A 21,495-nucleotide genomic window follows, 5' to 3' on the forward strand; every position below is an offset into this window, starting at 1 on the left:
CCGGCGTGAGGCTTCACCAATAGTAGATCCTCCCAAAGAGTGGGCGAGAACAACAACCCATAGGTAGGCTTAACAGAACTGTTGCCCCATGATCGAATAGGACTTTTCATGAGACAGAGTATGGCTGTCGCCATGGCATTTGTAGGCCTCCTGGTTGGTGCCGGTTTCGCCACTGGTAAAGAAATGCTCCAGTACTTCATCGCCTTCGGGTCAATTGGCCTGGTAGGAGTGGTGATCACTGGAACACTCATGGCTATTTTCGGGTGGGTTGTTCTGCAGGTCGGAAGTTATTTCCTTGCCGACGAACACGGGCATGTTTTTAAAAACATTGCACACCCACGAGTATCACGAATTTTGGACCTCTGTGTCTCCGCAACCATGGTGACCATGGGCATGATGATGCTGGCTGGAGCAGGCTCCAGCGTGAAGCAAACCTTCGGTTTACCCACATGGCTGGGTTCTGCTGGGTTAGCGATCATCGTGTATTTCGTCTGTTTCCTTGACGCCGAAAAGGTATCCAACATCATCGGTATTGTGACCCCACTAATGATCGTTGCCGTCATCATTCTTTTCATATGGTCACTCGTTCACGTTCCTGACGACTTTTCCTTTAGCGCAGCGAGCGAACTCGGTAAAAAAGAAGCCGCACCTGTGTCACCGTGGTGGTGGTCAGCTATCAACTGTGCCGGCATGACCTTGATGTGCGCGATCGGAATGTCACTTGTCATCGGCGGTACTCACACTAAGCTTCGCGACGTTGGTATCGGTGGCCTTATCGGTGGCTCGATTATCGGAATCATGATGTTGATGGAGACGGTCACGCTCTTCATCAACGTTAAAGATGCCGGCGGAAAAGATATTCCGATGGCGTCGGTTACCCACGCTATTAACCCTGCCGCCGGTATTATCCTTCAGATCATTATTCTGATCATGATTTTTAATACCGCGTTAGGCGATTTTTACGCCTTCTCACGGCGTATCGACGTTGCCCTTCCCACCCATCCGAAGATTAACCTCGCCGTTATTCTGACTGTGTGCTGGGCAATTAGTTTGTTCGGTTTCGGCCCGTTGATTCAGGTTGTTTTCCCCATTCTGGGATACTTGGGAACGTTCGTCGGAATCGTGTTTATTGCATGGCGTATTCGCTGGAGCCGATTGATCCGCGGCGAAAAGGAACGCCGTAACCGAATTCGACAGCTCACCCACCTGTATATCCACCCCAATATCGCTGTGGATAGCACGATGGAACTGAATCACGAGCTCGAGGGTTCCGACGCTAATAGTGAGAAACTTTTCGCAACGGTTGCCCAAGAGGAACGTCGGAAATTAGATCCCGATGCAACACTGCATAAAGAGGATCGCTAAAGCCACAGCTCTTCGACCATCGCGATGGCATCTTTGTCATGGCGGTGGCGTAGCCGAGCAACGATCCTGCGGCGCGGTGCATCGGGTGCTAGCCCGAGGTATTCCGCAACCAAGCTTTCACACGCTTTATCAATCGTGTTTCCAGTCTCACCGCCGAGGTCGTCGATGCGGTGAGCAATCTCATCATGGGAAATTCCCATGTAATTGGCCAGATTGACCATGGTGATAGACCGGCTCTCTGGGCCCAGCCCTACCCCACCGGCATGAAGTGGATTGGGTGTATCTCCTGGTTCTTCGCGTTCGGCAGAGACTTCATCCTCAAGGAGGAACGGAGCGCGCGGTGCTGCCGGTTCAATGCGGAAATACGTGCCGTTCCCGAAGTCCATCCAAATGCGTTCGCCCTCTGTGATTCCTTGCGCGAGAAGAAGCCGTCGGATCGATCCCGTTGTGGTGCCTGTCGCGTTCCAGGTGACGGATTGATCGCCGTCGTCGCTGGGAATGTGCCGAGGTTGCCCCAGGCGCAATTTGAGTAGCAGGGCGATACCGGCGGGGACTCCGGTTCCGCTGCCCCGCATGTGGTCATGGTTCACGATGACGAGGTATTGCCACCGGCCATTGCGCCAATAAAGTCCCCGAGAATCCTCGGGCTGCCGGTGGGGTTCTACATCGTCGTTCCGTCGGCTCACAATTCCATCATCCAGACGGAATTCACCAGAACTGGCATATGAACGAATCGACGACGCTGATACCCCGAACTTTGTTGTTCCTTCAGAGATGAGATCATCAAGATCCGCCGACGCATCGCCTACACGGGAACCAATAAAGTCACGGATGGAAATGAACTCTTCCAGCCCCCACTCCCGTAAAGCGATCTTGGTTTTGCTAATCCGGATAATTGAGTCTTCAGAATAAGCAGCATTTGCCAAACTACGGGCCTGGCCGATGCCCCACATATGCGCAATCTCATCAAGGGAAAGAGGATGGCCGGCAACATCGAGGGCAGATTGAATGCGGTTTACCGCGGTTGTCGGATTCGCCACCACGTGGTCGCCAATAATGGCGGCACCACAGCCCTCGAGCCACTTGATCAGGTCGTCCTCCGGAACATGGCTGATGCGCTGAATATCTTTAAAAGCGACGACACCGTATTTGTCGGTCATATCATCGAGTAACTCTGTCGTCTTCTTTTGGCATTCGCCGAAGCTAGGAAAACATACCCACCCTTGTTCGACAGTAAAACGATCGTCCAAAACATCGAGTATTTTCCACAAGGGCGCTTCCCAACCGTGCAAAGTTCGTTCGAGTTCTGGGTATTTCTGGGAAAGCGCCTTCACTGTGCCGACGGGATACGCATGATACCGCATTGCGGCAAGGAGGTTGGCGACGGGACCTCGCGATATGGATTCACTGATCGTCGAATCCAGTCCCGCCAAAATTTGACGAATACGCTCCCGGGTTACGCCGACCGCGTGGCCAATGTTCTCTAGCGTTTCTCCATGGCCATCCCCGTAGCGTCGATACAGTATTTCCTGCTCTCGGTCAGAAAACTGTACGAAGATGGTTTCCAGCAGGCGGGCAGCGCGTTCCGCAGGTGGGATGCCGATGGCCCACGAATGAGACATCCCGACAGAAGAAGACAAAGCGTTGTCAACGGCTTCGTTGATGTACGTCGGCGCATCACGATAGCGGTCAACTACGCCGCGAAGGGACCCTTCCATGGCAGCGAGATAAGAAACAATATCCAGCGCAGTGCGTGATTCATCAGGCGATTCGTCATCCTGTCCCTGCCTGGCGAATGTTTCATAGTCGGAGGAAAACAGTAAAGGCGAGGCTTCACTGGAATCATCGTCGGCATAAAAGGTATCGCCCAGACGACTAGATGCATGACCGAGCTGGTCGACGTGAGTTTCGTCGGAAAGGTTATCTTTATCGTTCATAGGGACCTTTCTCGCGCGTGGATGCATGTCAATGCGCACTCACTACCGGTCGATGCATGCCCACTACCTGCCAATACCGTCGAAAAGACCGGTTTCCTTACAGCCTAATCCCCCGACGCTGCTCGAGCAGCATAAGAGCGGGCGAACTGTACAGGAAACCCCTCCGCGAAGAGGTATCGATTCAGGCCGATGCACTTCACAACAGCGATCAATGAGGGTAACCCTAACCATTTTTAAAGTTTTAAGCTAAGCCCAAAGGTAATTTGGTCACCAAAGAGGTCCTACCCGGGTTAACAGATTAATATTATTTAACTTAGCACAATCGCTTGCAGTCGCTCCCATGTTAGGTTACTGTCTAACTTGAATCTGTTTTGTTAAACCTAACTTATTAGCAATACCGGTTCAACCTTATCCATCCTGACATCGGCCGTTAAACACTAGGGCCACCCCGCACTATTCCCACTACGGCAGTAAAACTCCCGGAGGACTCACAGCGATGCCTCATAAGATAGAAAGACCTAATCATGGGTAAGGGGTTTCAGGGCGCCATACTTCGTCTGATGGGCGTGGAAGAACACTATGCACACGTAATCGGGAAGAGTCCGATAACGGACTCTATGTTGCAAATCGATTTCGTATGCCCAAACCTGCTCGAAGAGGGTGGCGAAGCGCCTTCCTCCTGGGTACGAGCATGGTTCCCCGATCCAGATGGCGGAAATAGACTCTTCCAGCGCGCCTACACGCTTATTAATACTTACCCCGAGCAGGGGAAATTTTCCCTTGCCTTCTTGATCCACGACCCCGCCGGACCAGCCGCAATATGGGCTCAGCAAGCACAAATCGGCGATGAATTAACGATTCAACGAATGGGGGGGAGGCTACACCCCCAGCGAGCCAAATCCCGAAGGTTACCTCTTTCTAGGTGACGCGGCTTCCTGGCCCGCAATTTCTTCGATTGTTTCATCGCTTCCCGATGAAGTTCCAGTTGAAGTTGTCATGGAAATGCACCGTGACTCTGACCGTGAACTTCCCTTTCCCTCGCGACCTCAGATGAGGATCACATGGGTACCCAGCAGAGCAGATGATCGCGCGTTGCTCAATGCGCTACAAAACCATGATTATCGCGGATGGCACACTTGGGTCGCGGCTGAAATGAAAGCCACCCGGCTAGTCCGTTCGAATCTGCGCAGTTTGCACGATCAAAATCGTTCCACCATGCACGCCACAGCGTACTGGGTCCGTGGCCGAGCCATGGGTAGGAAACTAGACGTTCCTTCGGAAGAAAACCCTTCATCGGAGAGCCGAGTAACGACGCCAAATGCTCGCGTCTCGGCTGCTCCCGAAACCGATAGCGCGTCGGCTCCATCACACGACCCTCTTCACAACACGGATCTGAGCCACAGCCACCCGCAAAACCAATTCGAAGGCGTTGGCTCACCTACGACCGATGCCACAGGCACTTCTCAGTCTAATGATTCCACCACCCTCGAGGTGAACCAACCGAACTCGCTCCCCAAGACACGTGTAACCCTCATCGCCTGTGGAATTGCCGCTGCGCTCATAACTACCGTACTTCTGCTGCACCACAAGGTGCACTGACTGTCCCATTGGAGAATCCCATGACATCAGAACCCTCCTCTCCTCATGATCACGAGTTACCTGCAGACCAGGATCCCGAGGTACCTCACAGATCCTCTGACCAAAGACTTCGCTTCTCCCCTGCCATAACTATTGCAGCCTTCATCGTGGCGCTGGCATGCCTCGTTACTGCCGTAGCGGCTGTGACAATGGCGGTTCACTCAAACCGACAAGCCCAACGATCCGACGAACGCGTCGCTGAACTCGTCGATGCCATTGAATATGGTGGCGATTCGAGCGTGGACCCCAGTACCAGCAATACTGCCCGTAGTTCGTCGAAAAAGACGAATAAAAAGAAAACCAGCGCTACACCTAAAGGTGGAGATAAGGCCAAGGCCGCGGATACCGCCAAGGGTGGTAACAAAGCCAAAGCTGCTGATACTGCCAAGGGCCAAAATAAAGCCCAGAACGCTAAGGCCGCAGACGGCGCTGCTTCGCGGGGTGGCTCCAACAACCACGGAAATAGCAACAACCACGACGGGAAAAAGTCTGATAATCACCAGAACGAAGCGCCTGCAGCTGAGGACAAGAGTATTCCTGAGCCCACAGCGGACGAGTTATTGCACAGTGTTCTAGCAGCGTCGGATGATTCTTTGAGTTCATCGGAGCGCTATTTCTATGCCACTGACGGTGCAGCAGCTGGTCCTACTCTGGATGAGGTCGCTCGTATCCGAGCTTCAGCCGCACCGCCCGCAGGAGCAGAAGACGTAATTGGTGGATTGAGCTACGAAGTTAGCGACATTGTCACCAAGGGAGACACCGCAACGGCCAAGATCACCCTAGTTTTCCCTGGTGGATGGGGAAAATGGGACTACCCGAATTCCGAGTTTAAGTACGTCGATGGAACATGGAAGCTGCAGAAATCGTCGGTGTGCAACCTCGCTAAGGCCGCATGGATTGGGTGCTACTGATGACCGGCTCCTCTACGAATACGACAAGTAATCGCAGGTTCCTGGTTTTAGTTTTCGCGACTCTCGCGAGCATTTCTTTGCTCTGCATCGCGCTTAGCGGCTGTTCCAGCCACTCAGACAATGACGCGTCGGGAAGTAACGGAAAAGTCAAAGTCGAGCATGCCTACGGAAGCTCTGACCTCCCTAAGGATCCTAAATCGGTTGTTTCCCTAGCGCCCGGCTATACCGACGCCCTGCTTGCTCTAGGCCATCAGCCCAAGGCAATAACGGCCTTCGCAGGTTTCCCTAGCGCAGTCCTTCCCTGGGAGGAGGGGAAACTCAAGCTAAAGCCAGAGGGCGAAACAGCAGAGATGAAGATGATGAATCCCTCCGACGTTCCTCTGGAAAAAATTGCGTCAAATAAGCCGGATGCCGTATTCGCCAGTTCAATGGCAACTGACCAAGGAATATACGACCAACTGAGTGAGATTGCACCAACTGTTGCGGCTTTGAATAAACCGCCCAAACTCGACGACTGGGTAGAACAAACCAAACTCGTCGGCAAAATCTACGGTGAAACCGATAAAGCGGAGCAGGCCATCAACGACGTTGATAAAGACCTGAAAGCTATTTCTGATAAGTATCCCAAATCTAAGGGCGCTACCGTAGCCGTCGCTTTATTCGGTGGGCCAAACAATATTCAGGTTGTGACAGACCCGAACGACGTAACGATGAAAGCGCTCAGCCACCTTGGCTTAGAGATTCCAGATCAACTAAAGAATCTTGGTGGCGGAGAAGGCGGAGTTCAGGGCCGTCTCTCTATGGAAAACATTGATAAGTTGGACGCCGACATTATCATTGTCAGCTCCATGGGAACCACGGATTCACTAGAGAATTCCCCGCAATGGAAAAACCTCAAAGCCGTAAAAGCGGGTCGGGTCATTAAGCCAGATGTCGCAGGTGTAACGGCTTTCCGCGTGCCCACTATTCTTTCCATCCCTTACGCCGTCAACCTAATCCAACCTGCACTGGAAAAACTCTAGTCAGCCAAGGTAAAGGGCGTGGAAGCACGAGAGCTATCCATGCCCTTGGGGTCGGTGCCTCAGCTCAAAGCCTATATCCGCGCAGCTGATACGTCGCACCACGTGAGAATGCCATCACACGCAACCGACACAAAAAGATTCGGCTCACGCACTAAGGGCAAGAGCGCTCGACAAACGTCGGCAAGGAATATGAGGAAGCACTGAGGCGAAAAGAAGTATCGGACGCCCTACTCACACTTCCTGTGACACCGCAGCCCGAACCTCCGTGAAGCGCAATGGGTCGAAGAGCTCAATGGGATGATCCGTACGACCATCGGTAGCAAGATCTGCAAGCATCTCGCCGATGACGGGAACAAATTTAAACCCGTGCCCTGAAAACCCACACGCAATAATTATGTTCTGATCATTCCAACGGGGGTGCCGGCCAATCACAAAATGCTCATCAGGCGTGGTGGTGTACATGCAGCCCCGACTATTCCGATGCTCCCCACGGCCCAGAGCCGGCACAAAAGTCAGCAGACGCTCCCGCATCTTATCGATCTCAGCATCAGTGACCTCCCGATCCAACTGGTCCGGGTCAACCGTCCGGCCATTACGGAAAAACGCCACCTTCGCCCCTGCTTCTTCCCCATCCGCGGCCGGGAAACCGTAAATCTGGAGCTCATCGGCGCGCTCGTGGATATACACCGGGCCCCGTTCATACTTTGGGAACTCCTCCCCTGGGCTAAACCAGTGCATGACCTGGCGCTCCGCGCGCTGCGGAATGCCCGTCTCTTCAAAAAGACCGGGCGCCCAGGCACCTAGGCAGATCACCACTGAGCGGGCAGTAAAGACTTCCGGATCTCCGTACGTTTGTGTGCCGGGCTTTCCTTCCTTGCCGACGGCTCCAACGACCGTCACAGCAACCCCACCGTCCCTTGGCTCAATGTTCAACACCTTGTGGCGATGACGTAGTACCGCGCCGCGTTCTTCCGCTCGGGCCAGCTGTAAGGCAACTGTTAACTCCGGGCGAACAAAACCGGCACGCTTTTCAAACACCGCCACCTCATCGTCCTGCACCGAAAAGTAGGGAAAACGAGCGCGAATGTCGTCGGCAAGAAGTAATTCATGGTCAAGCCCATGCTCTACCGCAGAGATCCGCGACCCCTCCACCGTGGTGCAACCGGGCGGTCCCGCGTACAGGCCTCCCGTGTAATGGACAAGCTGCTCCCACCCACGCTGCTGGCTATCTTCTTCCAGCTCGTCCCACAGCTCAAAAGCCCGCCGTAACAGTGGCACATAATCCGGATGCTCAAAATAGCTCATCCGAATGATCCTCGATCCACCATGGTGGGATCCATTGTCGTGACCGCGATGAAATTGCTCGAAGCCTAAGACCTTCTGCCCTCGTTCACTCAGCCGATCCGCGGCAGCAGACCCCATAGAACCCAAACCCACAACAATGACGTCCGCGTCAAAACCGTCATCTTTATCAAAACCGTGATTGCTCGTCATGCTCTTTATTCTCAGACACGAGCCATTTCCAATGGAATCGAAATCTTAAATTTCGTCAATAGTTTTAACAAAAAGACAAGACAGAAACTCAAAGATCACTAACCTGAAATAAATCAGTAACTAAGGCTACTTAGATTTCAATTACTGGTTGGTTCGCTTCCGCGCCGGTGCCCCGCATACCGCGCCCTCCCGCGGCGCAAGAAAGGAGCGGAAATCACATGAAGGCTCCACCAATAACGAGGGATTCCTCAGATTCCGTCGTAACAACAACCCCAAGCCCCCATGGACTCTGCCCCGTGGAAGAAACCGCGCCAGAAGGAGAAAGCACAATCGTCGACCTAGCAGGTGCGGAGGAACATTCCCGTACGAACATTCGTCGCTCTGTCACCTCTAGCTTCATCGGTAACTTTATCGAGTGGTTCGATTACGCCATGTACGGCTACCTCGCCGTCCTCATAGCCTCGGTTTTCTTCCCAGAATCGGACTCCAATGTCGGGCTAGTTCTCACTTTCGGACTCTTCGCCATCAGCTTCCTCATCCGGCCCATCGGGGCAGTTTTCTGGGGACATATCGGCGATCGCCTGGGGCGCAAAACAACCCTGTCGTGGTCAATTCTGCTGATGTCCGGCGCCACCATGTGCATCGCTTTCCTTCCCGGTTACGACCACATCGGTATCCTCGCCCCGCTCCTCCTCCTAGCACTTCGCCTCGTCCAGGGGTTTTCCGCCGCCGGAGAATATGCCGGTGCAGGAACAATGCTTACCGAAATCGCACCATCCGGTCGTCGCGGGCTCTATGCCGCTATCGTGCCGGCGTCTACCGCTTCGGGATTGCTCCTCGGCTCCTTACTCGCTGCGCTGCTTAATGGAGTTCTCTCCGACACGTATCTGCACTCGTGGGGGTGGCGGATCCCCTTCCTCCTCGCCGCTCCCCTCGGGATCATCGGGCTGTGGATCCGTCGCCACATGGATGAGACCAATGAATTCCAACGCGCACAGGAATCGAAGGAAGTTGCCGTCGGCACTGATGAACCCCAAAAATCTCCCCTGGCCATGGTGTGGAAGGAACCCAAGGCTCTCGGGATCGCTCTTGCCGCGTCCTTGCTGAATACCATCGGTTTTTACGTGATCCTGTCATACTTACCGACGTATCTCAGCGAGGAATTGGGCCAGAACCACACAGATTCCTTCATCGCCACATCCGTCACCCTGTTTGCATATATCTTCAGCGTTCTCTTTACCGGCTGGCTATCCGACCGCGTGGGCCGTAAGAGGATTATGCTCACCGCGTCCATTGCCTTTGTCATCACCATTGTTCCAGCATTCATGCTCCTCGAGGGCGCGGGATTGTTACTCGTTATCGTGATCCAGTTGTGCATGGGAATGGCCCTCGCTCTCAACGACGGTGTTTTGCCGTCGTTCCTTTCCGAGCAATTCAGCACCAAGGTTCGGCTGAGTGGTTTTGCCCTGACCTTCAACGCCGCTAATGCGGTTTTCGGTGGAAGCGCAGCGATGGTTGCCACGCTGTTAATCGGCTGGACGGGATCAGATCTTGCACCTGGCTTTTACCTCATGGCGGCCGCCGTCGTCACGTTTTTTGCGGTACTCGCCGCACGCGAAACCAGTAACCACGAATTAAAGAGAGGATAGGTTTCCATGCCATCTCTACCCACCGGGGTCGTCCCCACTATTGATTCCACGGATTTTCTGAATGAGCGTCTGCGCACTTTTTACAACGGTGAGAAACAGCCTTTGACCTTCAGCGAGGAGGAGATGCAGCGTCGCCTCGATGCTCTGCGCGGCGTCATAGCCGAGCAAGATCTTGATGCCATGGTGCTGACCTCCCAGCACAACATCAAGTACTATTCCGATTTCCTCTACACCCATTTCGGACGTTTCTACGCCGTCGTGGTGACCGCCGACGACTGCTGCACCATCAGTGCCGGTATCGATGCAGGTATGCCTTGGCGACGTTCCAACGGCGATAACCTGATTTACACCGACTGGGGCCGCAACAACTATCCCCACGCGATCAACACCGCCATTCGCGAGCGAGTAACACCACAACGGGTTGGTTTGGAATTCGACGGTCTTTCCGTTCATCTTTATAGCGCCATTACGACGACCATTGGGCCTGAAGTTGAATTCGTCGACATTGCTCCGTCGACAATGAGATTGCGCATGATCAAGTCCGAGGAAGAAATCGCCGTCATTACCGACGGTGCCAACGTGGCGGATATTGGCGGTTTCGCTATCCGCGAGGCTCTCGAGGCCGGGCCTAAGACGGAATACGAGCTTGCGCTCATTGGCACCGAGGCCATGGTGAAGGAGATCGCCCACCGGTATCCCGGCAGCGAGATCCGCGATACATGGGTGTGGTTCCAATCCGGCATTAATACCGACGGTGCCCACAACTGGCCGACGACCCGCATGGTTCAGGCAGACGACATTTTGAGTTTGAACTGTTTCCCGATGATTAGCGGGTACTACACGGCCTTAGAAAGAACGCTATTCTACGGGGATATTGACGACGCCTCCCGCCGCTATTGGGACGTCAATATGGAGGTGTACAACCGGGGCCTTGAACTTATCCGACCAGGTGCGGTGTGTGGGGATATCGCTAAGGAGCTGAACCTTATTTACGCCAAGCACGGGATGCTGGGGCTACGCACCTTCGGCTACGGGCATTCGTTTGGCGTGCTCTCGCACTACTACGGGCGGGAAGCCGGGCTGGAGCTCCGCGAAGATATCGATACTGTCCTAGAGCCGAACATGGTGGTGTCCATGGAACCCATGATTACCGTTCCTGATGGTGAACCGGGTGCCGGCGGATACCGCGAACACGACATTCTTGTGATTACCGACGACGGTGCCCGTAATATCACCGGATTCCCGGCCGGCCCTGAAAAGAACGTGATTGCTGCTGGGTGATTGTTCCGCCAAGGTGGTTGTTCCGCCCGGTGATTGTGGTGGATGTGGGTCGGCTAGCCGTTGTCGCCGATAACCCAGTCCACCATTTCGTAATTATCGAGTAAGGCTTCTTCTTCGTACGTGAGATCATCGGCCTGGCGTAGGTTTAATCGCCTATAGCCCATTTCAATTGTTCATACCGGCGAAGCAAACGGTCTTCGTCATATTCGATAGCCGAAGCGTCGCGGAGCCTACGAAGGATGCCAACAGAGCAAGGCATTTGTTTTTCCACTTTGTCTCGTTCCGCGCGCAATTCTTCAACGGTCCGAGGCTTAAAAAGTGGTCCGGACATTGCTATCGCCTCCCCTTTCTTAACTAGTCTTCCCCCTGGCGAATTTTCTGTGATGTCGAGCCTAGTCAATCAGTGGAGCGTACACGGTAAAATGCCAGGTAACCGAGAGCAATCACAGGGAATCCGGCCACCAAATTCGGCTCGAAACACACACGGCCATTGCACGATCCAGAAAACGCATTACTCGGGGTGCTCACAGGTTACGACGCATCGTATTCTATGCAGGAGTTGAAACTCCTTTTAAGTCACATCGTTCACAAAGAACGATACAACTGACTGAACTATAAAAGTTACTATTAGTGCGATGTTCAGTTTGGATATTGCTGGGTCATAATTATGCCCACTTGAATGCGCGATAGATATGAAACAGAGGATCCATATGCAGACCAAAAGCAGAAAAGATAGAGAAAAGACAAATAACTTCAAGCGATGATTCGAGCCGGAACTTAAAAACATGGAGCAAGCTACAAGCCATGCCAAAGACGATAAGGCCCTGGCCCAGTAATCAGAATTCCGGCCGTCGGCTCCCGATATAATCAACGAGATCACTACTAGCAGTACTACCACTAGGAATCTCCAGCTTAGAAGAATCTTCATGGGGTTCCCTTTAGCATTCACACCACTTCATAATAGCCCGAGAATATGAAATTCGGTGTCTCTATTGCGCCAATTGAACTGGTCAAAACACTTCTTTGGTGACCCCGGTCACCCAACCTCCGTCACTTCTTTCAGGGAGCCACACCACCGCAACCCACTAATCCCCGGTAGCATCGGGGCATCGTGGGATGGCTAGCGCCTAGTGTCGCCGCCCCAGCAATGACCAACGACTGGAAAGAAGGAGCCACGGATATGATCGTAACCACCACAAACACCATCGAAGGGAAGCAGGTCGGCCAGTACCTGCGCGTCGTGGCAGGCGAGACCGTCGCAGGCATTAACGCGTTCAAGGACATCAGCGCAGGGTTCCGCAATCTCGTCGGCGGGCGCTCTAACAGCTACGAGGGTGAGATCCGCAAGGCACGCGAGGATGCGCTCGCAGAGATGGTCGACCGCGCGCACGAGCTCGACGCAGAGGGGGTTCTCGGCGTAGACATCGACTATGAGTCCGTGGGTCAGAACATGATCATGGTCACTGCTTCCGGCACCGCCGTGACATTTCAGTAGACGGCCCAGCTGAACAACCTGGATAGCGCACGGCGCGCCACGGAACTAGGTGTAGGCCTGCAAGAACGCACAGTGGGGTTTTCGCGGAATCATGGAACACCCCTGCAGCCCCGATCATTTCGACATACAGAAAACTTTTGACAGACCCCACCAGCCGCACTAACTTCGCTCTCGGACGCCCTTAGGTGCTCCAGTTCCGAGGCTCGTGCGTACACCGTACGAGCTTTCGTGTATCCAAGAATCCCACGCATATCGGTTACTTCGACGAGTTCGGCCACAGCGGGCCTACTAATCTCGCCAGAACCAACGCCTCAAAGGCCACCCAGTCTTCGGCATTGGCGGATTTATCATCCCGGCAGACAACGTACGCTTATGCCCCGGGCAATTCCGACACCTGAAAAAGATCGAGTTGAATGCGCACAATCATCAATCGCCTGCTAACCCCCTGGACAGACTCGATGCCAAAATCGTCTTCTCCGGCCAAGAAAAACCCCGAGGCGCGGATTATCACACAATGGGATGAGTAAGTTTTAAAATGCTTTCGTCGTTTTCGTTGCCAGATTTATATTCGTGCTACGACGAGCCGGTTACCGAAGCGGTCTACCAGCCGTCATGTCTTCGCGGCAGCTCAGGCGGTTGAGCTTCCGGGTCTTCGACCGTGTACCCGAGGTCTCGAAGCACGCGGGCGGCTACGTTGGGCGCATCACGAACAGCTGCTGCACATTGGGTATCCATCCATTGACTGCGGCGCTCAAGTAGCTTTCTCTTTCACTCACGGTTGCCTTGGAATCCACACTCTTTGATTACAAAGTACAGGAAGCCTTCCAAGGATGGACGGAATCTGTGCCCGCCGACGGGCAAATGTATATCCCCCTGCTCACCTCGCCGCTTGTTCCCTTTCTTTCTGCCGGTGAAGTTTTTCATCAGCGCCGGACTTATAAGGCCTGCAATCCCGTGATAATGAATATGGGCTGCGGGGACACTAGTTTTTCGTCGGTCGTAGTCGAAACGGATACCTGGGGCGGTGTGGACAGTAAGTTCAAACCGACTTTCTAAAACCGTTAGGTGCCTTTCGGTTCGATCTGCCCCCATCGTGTAGTTAACGGATATCCGAAAGAGATCACTGTAGGGAAAATCTCCGTCTTGAGTGGGAGTGCCTGAGTAGACCAGTGGTGCAGTTATCTTGCCGCTTACTGTGTTTGTATCTGCACCTGAGTCGATATTGACTTCAAGGTCATCTTCACTATTGAAGGGGAGCGCGTCCTTGATCGTTTCTAGGACGCGGTTGAAGAAACCTTCGGAGGCCTCCCAAGCTCGTCGATGTTCATGAGTTGAGTAGGCTCTCGATCCTTACGAATTCGTCGTAGAGGCGTCGTTCGGGGTCGGATAGTACCCCCATGACGGCGAGGCCTCGGAGATCTTGTTGTGTCAGCGGGGCGCCTTCGCGCATGATGCCGGCATCTTCAAAGCTGTTGTATATCGCTTTGCGCCGCTCGTGGAGTTTCTTTAGTGGTTCTCCGGTTGATTGTGATGCTCATGGCCGTCTCCTTTTAGCTGTAGTGTGCCATATACAGTAGCGGGGAGTCGAGACATTTTTCTTGGCTGGAGCACAGTTTTATTCGAACATCAGGAAACGCCTCAGGTTTGTGGTACAGGCGTGGTCGCTCCTCCTCTGTGCATGTCCCCACCGCCTTTTGCTACTTATCCCCACTTATCCCCCGAAAAAATCGGACTTCACAAATGCAAAATCCCCCTGACCTGCGTTAACAGGTGAGGGGGTGCTGTACCCTGTACGGGATTTGAACCCGTGCCGCCGCCGTGAGAGGGCGGTGTCCTAGGCCGCTAGACGAACAGGGCATAAGAAACTAAAAAGCTTCTTGCTGGCCTACCAGGACTCGAACCTAGAATGGCGGTACCAGAAACCGCTGTGTTGCCAATTACACCATAGGCCAATGAGCACAAAGCACCGCCAGGCCCGGCTGCGCTGTGCAACGGGGAATAATATAACCATAGGGCCACAGGTGGAGCAAATCCTCAGGTCAGCACTATTCCCAACGCAGCACAGCCCCCGCACAATGCCAACGAATGCCATCCGCTACGGCAATCACTGCAGCAGCAATTACTGTTGGGCTGACCACGGAGTGACGGCCCGCGCATCCTTCAGGCGCTTCATCGTCGTCTGCTTCCCCAACAGCTCCAGGGACTCGAACAAGGGTGGCGATACGGCAGCGCCCGACGTCGCTACTCGAATCGCACCAAACGCCTTCCGAGGCTTCAGACAAAGCCGATCGATCAACGCGCCATGCAGGGCAGCTTCGATGCGGTCCGTCGTAAAGGAGGATTCATCGATCGCATCCAGTTCCTCCATCGCAACATCAAGAGCCTGCACAGCATCCTCTTTGAGGTTCTTCCTGCCGGACTTCTCGTCGATCTCGAAGTCCTCATCCGACACCACGAGGAACTTCAGGAGATCCCACGCATCTCCCAAGGTCTTAATGCGCGTTTGGACAAGCTCAGCAGCAATAGCGAACTTGTCGTCCGGATAGTCCTCGGGGAACCCCTTGTACTCTTCCAAGTACGCCCGCAAACGCTGAGCAAAATCATTTTTGTCGAGCATACGAATATGCTCGGCGTTGATAGCGATCAGCTTCTTCTCATCAAATCGCGCGGGATTGCCCAAGACATCGGCAACGTCGAAATTCTTGACTAATTCATCCCGACCGAAAATATCCTGATCGGCGGACAAAGACCATCCCAAGAGAGACAGATAGTTCACCATTCCTTCCGGAATGATGCCCGCATCCCGGTGATTAAAGAGATTCGACTCCGGGTCCCGCTTCGACAGCTTCTTATTGCCCTGCCCCATCACGAACGGCAAGTGCGCAAACTGCGGAGTCTGCTTCGCAATCCCCAACTTCTTCAGGGCCTCGTACAAAGCCAACTGGCGAGGTGTCGAAGCCAAAATGTCCTCACCGCGCAGCACGTGAGTCACACCCATCATGGCGTCATCAACCGGGTTGACCAGCGGATATAAAGGAGAACCGTCAGACCGGGCAACAACATAGTCTGGCTGAGTTTCAGGCTGGAAGGTCACATGGCCACGGACCAGGTCATCCCATTCCCACACCTGCTCCGGCATGCGGAAACGCCATACCGGTTTGCGGCCCTCTTTTTCATATTCCGCAATTTGTTCATCAGTTAAATTGCGGTCGTAATTGTCATAACCCAATTGCGGATCACGGCCCGCAGCCTTGTGGCGCGCTCTCACTTCATCCGCCGTCGAATAAGCGGGATAAACAAAGCCAGCCTCAATAAGTTTATTTAAAACATCGGCATAAATATCTAACCGCTGAGACTGTCGGTAAGGACCATTCGGCCCGCCGACCTCGCCGATTCCTTCGTCCCAGTCAATGCCCAACCATTGAAGTGAATCAATAATCGCAGCATAGGATTCCTCAGAATCGCGTTTAGCATCGGTATCTTCAATACGAAAGATCATCTTTCCGCCGGTATGACGCGCATACGCCCAGTTAAACAAAGCGGTACGCACCATTCCCACATGGGGAGTACCCGTCGGCGATGGACTAAATCGGACAACAACGTCACTCATGCCCATCAAGCGTAGTGGACACGGTATTTCTCACCACCCCCGCCCTTGTCGCACACGATCAACACAGTGACACCGCCCGAGCATCACGCGATCACGACTGACCTTCATTATCGACGACGGATCCGCCGGAAAAGCTTGCCACCTCGCGCGAACGAACGTACTGTTTCAGCGTGGCTTCAGCATCCGACAACAGCTCCGCACCCCGACCCCGAAACGCCCCTGACTTCCTTCTTTCACGTGTTGACGGCTCGTTGCGCACACAAGGCTCGGATGCCACTTTCACCACTATTAGCGACGCTCAAAGCGCCTTAGACAACGGAAACGCCTCCTACATTGTCGGCGCACTGCCCTTCGATCCGTCACACCCGGCGGCGCTCATTAGCCCCCGCTCCGTGTGGCGATACACGGGCCCCCTGGAACCCCCCGCCTACTACAGGGGCAAAGGCGCCCACGCACACATCATCGCCGAAAACCCCACCCTCGACGAGCACGCGGAGATTATCGACGCCGTCACGCGAACGATCGCGCGGACCAGCGTCGATAAGGTCGTTATTGCTCGCAATGTTGATCTGTTCTTCGATGACCCGATCGACCCCCAGCTGCTGGCCACGCGGCTTATCGACCACGCTCCGAATCTGGACGGTTTTCTTGCGGACCTCTCCCCCGCCGGGGACGAATACGCAGGCCACTGGCTTGTTGGTTCCTCGCCCGAAATGCTGATCCGGCGCCAAGGTCCCATTGTGTCGGCGTATCCCCTGGCCGGTTCGCTCCCGCGGAGCAACGACCCTCAGGAAGACGAACAGCGCGGCCAGCAATTGTTGCACAGCACGAAGAATCTGGATGAGCACCACTATGTCGTCGATCATTACCGACGGGTTCTCGGCCAGCTTTGCCACACGGTTGACATCCCGAGTTCACCAGAGCTCATGCAAACTGCCGAAATGTGGCACTTAGCGACGCCAATCAGGGCGACTATCAACGACGATGGGCCGAGCGCCCTGCACCTTGCGGAGGCCCTCTACCCCACGCCCGCTCTTGCTGGCGTTCCCACCAACGCCGCCATGGAAATTATCCGCACCGCCGAAGGAGACCGCCGATTTTACGGTGGGGCTGTCGGATGGTGCCATGCCAACGGTGACGGCGAGTTCATGGTTAGCATTCGGTGCGCTGAACTGGACAAAGATCTCCAGCACGCCCGAGCCTGGGCCGGTGGTGGGATCGTCGAACAATCCAACTCCACTGAGGAAGTTGAGGAAACATGCGGGAAGATGAAAACAATGCTTCTCGCGATGGGGGCCTCGGAAATTCGCCACAATTAGGGCCGCGACCAGAAAAATCACGGCCGAAAATTAAGGCCGCGACCGAACAAAGGCCGTGTAGCCTACCTAGGCCTTAGCAACCGGATTCTTGAGCGAACCCAATCCAGGTATCTCAATCTCAATCTCGTCACCGGGAACCATCTGCGCTGTCCCCGCAGGTGAACCAGTAGAAATAACGTCGCCGGGGAGAAGAGTGAACGCCTGGGAGACCCACTCAATAATCTCCGGAACCGACTTAATCATTTGATTCGAATTGGAATCCTGCTTCACCGTGGTGGTCCCGTCGTGAGTCAGATGAGCACGGATAGGCAGGCCCTCCAAGTCCAGGGCATCGAGGTTGGTCTCGATCCAGGGGCCCATCGGGCAGAACGTATCGAGTCCTTTGGCGCGCGCCCACTGACCGTCTGAGAACTGCAGGTCACGGGATGAAACGTCGTTCACGATGGTGTAGCCGAGCACAGCGTCACGCCAATTTTCCGCGGCGACATTCTTGACCGGCCGGCCGATGACGATGGCTAGTTCACCCTCGAATTCAACATTCGTCGCGAAGTCCGGGATCCTAATCGGCGATCCCGGCCCCGTAATCGCTGTCGGAGGCTTCAAGAAGATCGTGGGCGGGAGATGCTCCGCGCCCTTTTTAAAGACTTCCGCCACGTGGTCGGCGTAGTTCCGGCCTACCACAACGACTTTCGGCGCCAAAATCGGGGCCAAAAGCCGGACGTCCGCAAGGGGCCATTCCTTCCCTGTTAATGTTGGTTCCCCAAACGGGTGGCCATCAATCTGGCGGCAGACGATGTCGTCGCCCTCACCCTCCACGGAACAAAATGTCATACCTTCAACAGTGGCGATTCGAGCTATTCGCATGCGAACCAGCCTACATAACCCCTCACAGCTGATAAGGAAAACATCCTAAAAACAGCGAGGCTGCTGCCGGCACAGTGCAGGTGCACTGGGGACGCACTGCCACGTCACCACCGCGTCGTCCCCTTCTTCCGAATGACACTCCTCAGCTCCGAACCGAAGTGATCGGCCGACGTTTGTGCCAAGTACAGCTCCGCGCACGCCAGAGCATCCACCAGCGCATTGTGATTGTGATAGCTCGGCAACCCACGCGAATAGCGAGCATTCATCAACCGGACTTCACCACGGCCGGGTCGACGTCCAAATGACACCGCCGACCGTCGCTCCAAATCCATAGTGTCGACGACACGAAGGGGGCTCCACGGCACGCCGACCGCACGCTCACAGGCTGTGGAAATAAAGTCATGCTCGATCAGCGCTAAATGCGCCAACAGAGCACGCCCGGCGGCCGCAGTGACCACATCGGTCAGGATCTCCAATAACGATCGGCCGTTCTCCAGCTGCGAATCCGTGATCCCATGGATAGTCGCCGACTGTCCCACTGAGGCGTCTCCCTCGTGATAGCGCACGAGCCAATGGTCCGCCGATGATAAAGGAATAGCACGACCGTTGATGGCCACCATCCCGAACGACAGCAGACGGTCACGGTCGGCATTCAGACCAGTGGTTTCTACATCAACAGCCAGCAGAGGTAGTTCTGTGAGCGGGGTGTCTAAGGCAGGCGCAGGCGTCGTATAGAAATGATGAAGCGCTTCCGCTAGAGCACGGCGAGAGCGGTTGCGCGGGTCGTCCTTCTCGCGTAACTGTTCGCACACCTCGCGGGAGCGGTCTGCATAGTCTTCCCACGACACCCGTGGTCGTCGTCGAAAAAACCTCATAGCCCCGTGCTCGATTCAGCCGACTTAAGCTCAGAACGAACCAACCGGAACGCATCGCGGAGCGATTCCCGCTCCAAGTGGGCCAGGGAGTCAGGGTCGATACGAGCGTTCGTTTCTTTCCCATCCCGCCACTGCGAAGCTTGATTAGCCAGCAAAATGAGTTGAAATATGTCAAATGCATCGACGAGGTCCTCGACCCGACGGTGGCTAATGACCCCAGCCCGCGCCGCAGCCCGCAACCGATCACGCGTGCCGACCTCATCAACCCACGCTTGAATCGCATACAACCGCGCGAGCTGAACGACAGCCGTCAGCCCGCCCCTCTTGATATCAAGAGTGTTGGCATAATTGCCGGAGCGATCCAGGACGAATCCGCGGAAGAAGCCCAGCGGTGGTTCGCGGTGGCGCGCGATCTTCACCAGCGCGTTAAGGAACCGTCGGTCCCGGCGCGCAGTCATGAGAGCTGCGGAGCGGACGTCGTCGCACAGTTCACTATCTCCGACCACGGGACGCATGTCGAAGAAGGTTTGTGCCTTCATTAATGCCTTCGGGCCGAGGTCATCAGTCCATGTACTAAATTCCTTTTCCCAGGCACTCGCGGTGAGACGCCAATTGCTATTGGACGCCATCATGTCGCCGGGGCACACGGGCAGCCCGGCTTGGGCTACCAGGCTGCTGAACTTTTCACCCAACTGTTTGAAGTAGAAACCGTGCTTATCGGGGTCGTACTCGTCGGACAGAATGATGGCATGGTCCTGGTCGCTAGAGAGCACCATCTCGGAGCGGCCCAGCGATCCCATCACAACAAGGCAGAAGGGCACCGGAGCGGGTCCGATTTCCTCCTGCACTAATTCGATGACGCGCTTCATCATTTCGTCGGTACCCAAGGTCAAAAGCCTCGTGGCCTCGTGCGGAGTGGCGCCACGGTCGATGAAACGCACGGCCACGTCTATCACCGCGTCAAAGCACTCAGAGAGCTGGTCCGTTCGCGCTTCGCGGAATTGCGCGGCGGCAAAAATCGGGTCGCCCTGGAGCTGCCGCATGACGGCGCCCGTCGTCAAGACTCCGACGACATTGTCATCGTCGATCACGGGAAGGTGGTTCACACGGGCTTCTGTTAACTGCAGCATGCCCTCGAACAGCGGCATGCTGGCGTAGGTCACCATGGGTTTGGGCGACATGATGCGCTCCACGGGGCCCGACGGGTCCGCGCCCTTCGCGAGCACTTCCGACCGCAGCGTTGCATCCGTCACAATGCCGACGATCCTGCTCGGGCGCTGGTCGTCGTCGGCTGCCTTCACGACGATGGCGCTGGATAGCTTCCGCTCGCTCATTTTGGTGGCGGTGTCGCGGATCGTGGTCTCGGGCGAAACGATGACCGGTTTCACGGCGACTTCGCCGACGGTTCCGCGGAGGGCGTCGATATCGGCGACTCCCCCTGTGCCCGATGTCTCCCGCAATTCGTTGGCTGAGCTGCGGCGCCTCGTCGTCACTGTGCCGAAGAATGTGGTGACTTCGGGATAGTTCTGGAGGCTTTCAATAACCTCGACGGGAATTTCGATCAGCAGGCTATCTTCGTGCGCCCAGTAAGAATAGTGCTGCGTCGGTTTATCGGATACCCGGCGCGGATAAATTTCGCCGGGGCCGAAGCGGTCGACCAGTTGATCCCGTTCACCGAAGCAGTTGATGGCCCCGGACCGAACAATGCGGATTCCGGTCATAGCGTCGTCACCTGACGTGTCGCGCGAGTGGCTGTGCGACGTATCAGATGTGGCGTCGGCTTTTTCGCCTGCTTTGACGTAGAACATGGTTGCGTTTCGGGCGACCCGTGCGCGGTGGTCGTCGGTAATGCTGTCAAAGGGCGGGGTGTGCGCTAAGAAATCGGTGATTTCTGAGACTTCAACCGTCATGCCCCTACCGTATCGGATTTGCGCGCCGTTTTTTACATGTGGTTTTTTACATGTGTTCCGCGGGTATTTCGCTTCCAGTACTTTCACTTACTCTATTTCCACTTCCAGACAAAGCGGTCTATGTT

At 55.0% G+C, this 21,495-nt stretch carries 15 protein-coding genes, 2 tRNA genes and 1 pseudogene; 9 read left to right on the plus strand and 9 right to left on the minus strand.

Annotated features, from left to right (window positions below; translation table 11 throughout):
• Positions 1-108: 108 nt before the first annotated feature.
• Positions 109-1,365: a YkvI family membrane protein gene (locus KCQ76_RS01845; protein ID WP_046202480.1), complete on the plus strand. Its 1,257-nt coding sequence runs from the start codon at positions 109-111 to the stop codon at positions 1,363-1,365.
• On the opposite strand, the gene KCQ76_RS01850 is transcribed toward KCQ76_RS01845, so the two are convergent.
• Positions 1,362-3,302, minus strand: coding sequence for a sigma factor-like helix-turn-helix DNA-binding protein (locus KCQ76_RS01850; RefSeq protein WP_046202481.1), 1,941 nt, complete (start codon positions 3,300-3,302; stop codon positions 1,362-1,364). The genes KCQ76_RS01845 and KCQ76_RS01850 overlap by 4 nt on opposite strands.
• 617 nt (positions 3,303-3,919) lie before the next feature.
• On the opposite strand from KCQ76_RS01850, the gene KCQ76_RS11125 reads away from it, so the two are divergent.
• From KCQ76_RS11125 to KCQ76_RS01870, 4 genes and pseudogenes are all read left to right on the plus strand, one after another.
• On the plus strand, positions 3,920-4,228 hold the full coding sequence (locus KCQ76_RS11125) for a siderophore-interacting protein (RefSeq protein ID WP_160296115.1): 309 nt from the start codon (positions 3,920-3,922) through the stop codon (positions 4,226-4,228).
• A pseudogene (locus tag KCQ76_RS11130) lies at positions 4,221-4,901 on the plus strand (SIP domain-containing protein); the annotation flags it as partial. The gene KCQ76_RS11125 and the pseudogene KCQ76_RS11130, both read left to right, overlap by 8 nt.
• A 20-nt stretch (positions 4,902-4,921) precedes the next feature.
• Positions 4,922-5,851: an MTB12 C-terminal domain-containing protein gene (locus tag KCQ76_RS01865; protein WP_046202484.1), complete on the plus strand. Its 930-nt coding sequence runs from the start codon at positions 4,922-4,924 to the stop codon at positions 5,849-5,851.
• A complete protein-coding gene (locus tag KCQ76_RS01870) occupies positions 5,851-6,873 on the plus strand; it encodes an iron-siderophore ABC transporter substrate-binding protein (protein WP_046202485.1) in 1,023 nt (340 codons plus the stop codon). The genes KCQ76_RS01865 and KCQ76_RS01870 overlap by 1 nt, the downstream gene beginning before the upstream one ends.
• 231 nt (positions 6,874-7,104) lie before the next feature.
• On the opposite strand, the gene solA is transcribed toward KCQ76_RS01870, so the two are convergent.
• Positions 7,105-8,367, minus strand: a complete 1,263-nt coding sequence (solA, locus tag KCQ76_RS01875) for an N-methyl-L-tryptophan oxidase (protein ID WP_046202486.1) — start codon at positions 8,365-8,367, stop codon at positions 7,105-7,107.
• Between the two features lie 218 nt (positions 8,368-8,585).
• On the opposite strand from solA, the gene KCQ76_RS01880 reads away from it, so the two are divergent.
• Both KCQ76_RS01880 and KCQ76_RS01885 read left to right on the plus strand, forming a co-directional pair.
• Complete coding sequence (locus KCQ76_RS01880) at positions 8,586-10,016, plus strand: MFS transporter (protein ID WP_102215080.1); 1,431 nt, start codon at positions 8,586-8,588, stop codon at positions 10,014-10,016.
• Between the two features lie 6 nt (positions 10,017-10,022).
• Positions 10,023-11,297 (plus strand): aminopeptidase P family protein, encoded by a 1,275-nt coding sequence (locus KCQ76_RS01885; protein ID WP_221914776.1) that lies wholly within the window; start codon positions 10,023-10,025, stop codon positions 11,295-11,297.
• A 145-nt stretch (positions 11,298-11,442) separates the two neighbouring features.
• On the opposite strand, the gene KCQ76_RS01890 is transcribed toward KCQ76_RS01885, so the two are convergent.
• Positions 11,443-11,628: a hypothetical protein gene (locus tag KCQ76_RS01890; protein WP_082089810.1), complete on the minus strand. Its 186-nt coding sequence runs from the start codon at positions 11,626-11,628 to the stop codon at positions 11,443-11,445.
• Between the two features lie 849 nt (positions 11,629-12,477).
• On the opposite strand from KCQ76_RS01890, the gene KCQ76_RS01895 reads away from it, so the two are divergent.
• On the plus strand, positions 12,478-12,792 hold the full coding sequence (locus KCQ76_RS01895) for a YbjQ family protein (protein WP_046202489.1): 315 nt from the start codon (positions 12,478-12,480) through the stop codon (positions 12,790-12,792).
• A gap of 1,784 nt (positions 12,793-14,576) precedes the next feature.
• Here the strand turns inward: KCQ76_RS01895 and KCQ76_RS01900 are convergent.
• The 3 genes from KCQ76_RS01900 to gltX form a co-directional block, all read right to left on the minus strand.
• A tRNA-Glu gene (locus KCQ76_RS01900) sits at positions 14,577-14,649 on the minus strand.
• A 23-nt stretch (positions 14,650-14,672) separates the two neighbouring features.
• Positions 14,673-14,744: transfer RNA gene (locus KCQ76_RS01905), tRNA-Gln, on the minus strand.
• A gap of 167 nt (positions 14,745-14,911) precedes the next feature.
• Positions 14,912-16,402 (minus strand): glutamate--tRNA ligase, encoded by a 1,491-nt coding sequence (gltX, locus tag KCQ76_RS01910; RefSeq protein WP_046205159.1) that lies wholly within the window; start codon positions 16,400-16,402, stop codon positions 14,912-14,914.
• 170 nt (positions 16,403-16,572) lie between these two features.
• On the opposite strand from gltX, the gene KCQ76_RS01915 reads away from it, so the two are divergent.
• Positions 16,573-17,721: an isochorismate synthase gene (locus tag KCQ76_RS01915; RefSeq protein WP_046202491.1), complete on the plus strand. Its 1,149-nt coding sequence runs from the start codon at positions 16,573-16,575 to the stop codon at positions 17,719-17,721.
• Between the two features lie 66 nt (positions 17,722-17,787).
• On the opposite strand, the gene KCQ76_RS01920 is transcribed toward KCQ76_RS01915, so the two are convergent.
• The 3 genes from KCQ76_RS01920 to KCQ76_RS01930 form a co-directional block, all read right to left on the minus strand.
• Positions 17,788-18,585, minus strand: a complete 798-nt coding sequence (locus tag KCQ76_RS01920; protein WP_046202492.1) for a fumarylacetoacetate hydrolase family protein — start codon at positions 18,583-18,585, stop codon at positions 17,788-17,790.
• 104 nt (positions 18,586-18,689) lie between these two features.
• Entirely contained in the window at positions 18,690-19,460 is a 771-nt protein-coding gene (locus KCQ76_RS01925; protein WP_082089781.1) for an exonuclease domain-containing protein, read from the minus strand.
• Positions 19,457-21,370 (minus strand): DUF294 nucleotidyltransferase-like domain-containing protein, encoded by a 1,914-nt coding sequence (locus tag KCQ76_RS01930; protein ID WP_046205132.1) that lies wholly within the window; start codon positions 21,368-21,370, stop codon positions 19,457-19,459. The genes KCQ76_RS01925 and KCQ76_RS01930 overlap by 4 nt, the downstream gene beginning before the upstream one ends.
• Positions 21,371-21,495 lie beyond the last annotated feature (125 nt).

It is taken from the genome of Corynebacterium parakroppenstedtii (assembly GCF_019754935.1).
GTDB classification, from domain to species: domain Bacteria; phylum Actinomycetota; class Actinomycetes; order Mycobacteriales; family Mycobacteriaceae; genus Corynebacterium; species Corynebacterium parakroppenstedtii.

What these genes read in the sequence shown, in the direction of transcription:
- KCQ76_RS01845 (WP_046202480.1), top strand. Translation starts at nt 109, where the DNA reads ATGAGACAGAGTATGGCTGTCGCCATGGCATTTGTAGGCCTCCTGGTT.
- KCQ76_RS01850 (WP_046202481.1), bottom strand. Translation starts at nt 3,302, where the DNA reads ATGAACGATAAAGATAACCTTTCCGACGAAACTCACGTCGACCAGCTC.
- KCQ76_RS11125 (WP_160296115.1), top strand. Translation starts at nt 3,920, where the DNA reads ATGTTGCAAATCGATTTCGTATGCCCAAACCTGCTCGAAGAGGGTGGC.
- KCQ76_RS01865 (WP_046202484.1), top strand. Translation starts at nt 4,922, where the DNA reads ATGACATCAGAACCCTCCTCTCCTCATGATCACGAGTTACCTGCAGAC.
- KCQ76_RS01870 (WP_046202485.1), top strand. Translation starts at nt 5,851, where the DNA reads ATGACCGGCTCCTCTACGAATACGACAAGTAATCGCAGGTTCCTGGTT.
- solA (WP_046202486.1), bottom strand. Translation starts at nt 8,367, where the DNA reads ATGACGAGCAATCACGGTTTTGATAAAGATGACGGTTTTGACGCGGAC.
- KCQ76_RS01880 (WP_102215080.1), top strand. Translation starts at nt 8,586, where the DNA reads ATGAAGGCTCCACCAATAACGAGGGATTCCTCAGATTCCGTCGTAACA.
- KCQ76_RS01885 (WP_221914776.1), top strand. Translation starts at nt 10,023, where the DNA reads ATGCCATCTCTACCCACCGGGGTCGTCCCCACTATTGATTCCACGGAT.
- KCQ76_RS01890 (WP_082089810.1), bottom strand. Translation starts at nt 11,628, where the DNA reads ATGTCCGGACCACTTTTTAAGCCTCGGACCGTTGAAGAATTGCGCGCG.
- KCQ76_RS01895 (WP_046202489.1), top strand. Translation starts at nt 12,478, where the DNA reads ATGATCGTAACCACCACAAACACCATCGAAGGGAAGCAGGTCGGCCAG.
- gltX (WP_046205159.1), bottom strand. Translation starts at nt 16,402, where the DNA reads ATGAGTGACGTTGTTGTCCGATTTAGTCCATCGCCGACGGGTACTCCC.
- KCQ76_RS01920 (WP_046202492.1), bottom strand. Translation starts at nt 18,585, where the DNA reads ATGCGAATAGCTCGAATCGCCACTGTTGAAGGTATGACATTTTGTTCC.
- KCQ76_RS01925 (WP_082089781.1), bottom strand. Translation starts at nt 19,460, where the DNA reads ATGAGGTTTTTTCGACGACGACCACGGGTGTCGTGGGAAGACTATGCA.
- KCQ76_RS01930 (WP_046205132.1), bottom strand. Translation starts at nt 21,370, where the DNA reads ATGACGGTTGAAGTCTCAGAAATCACCGATTTCTTAGCGCACACCCCG.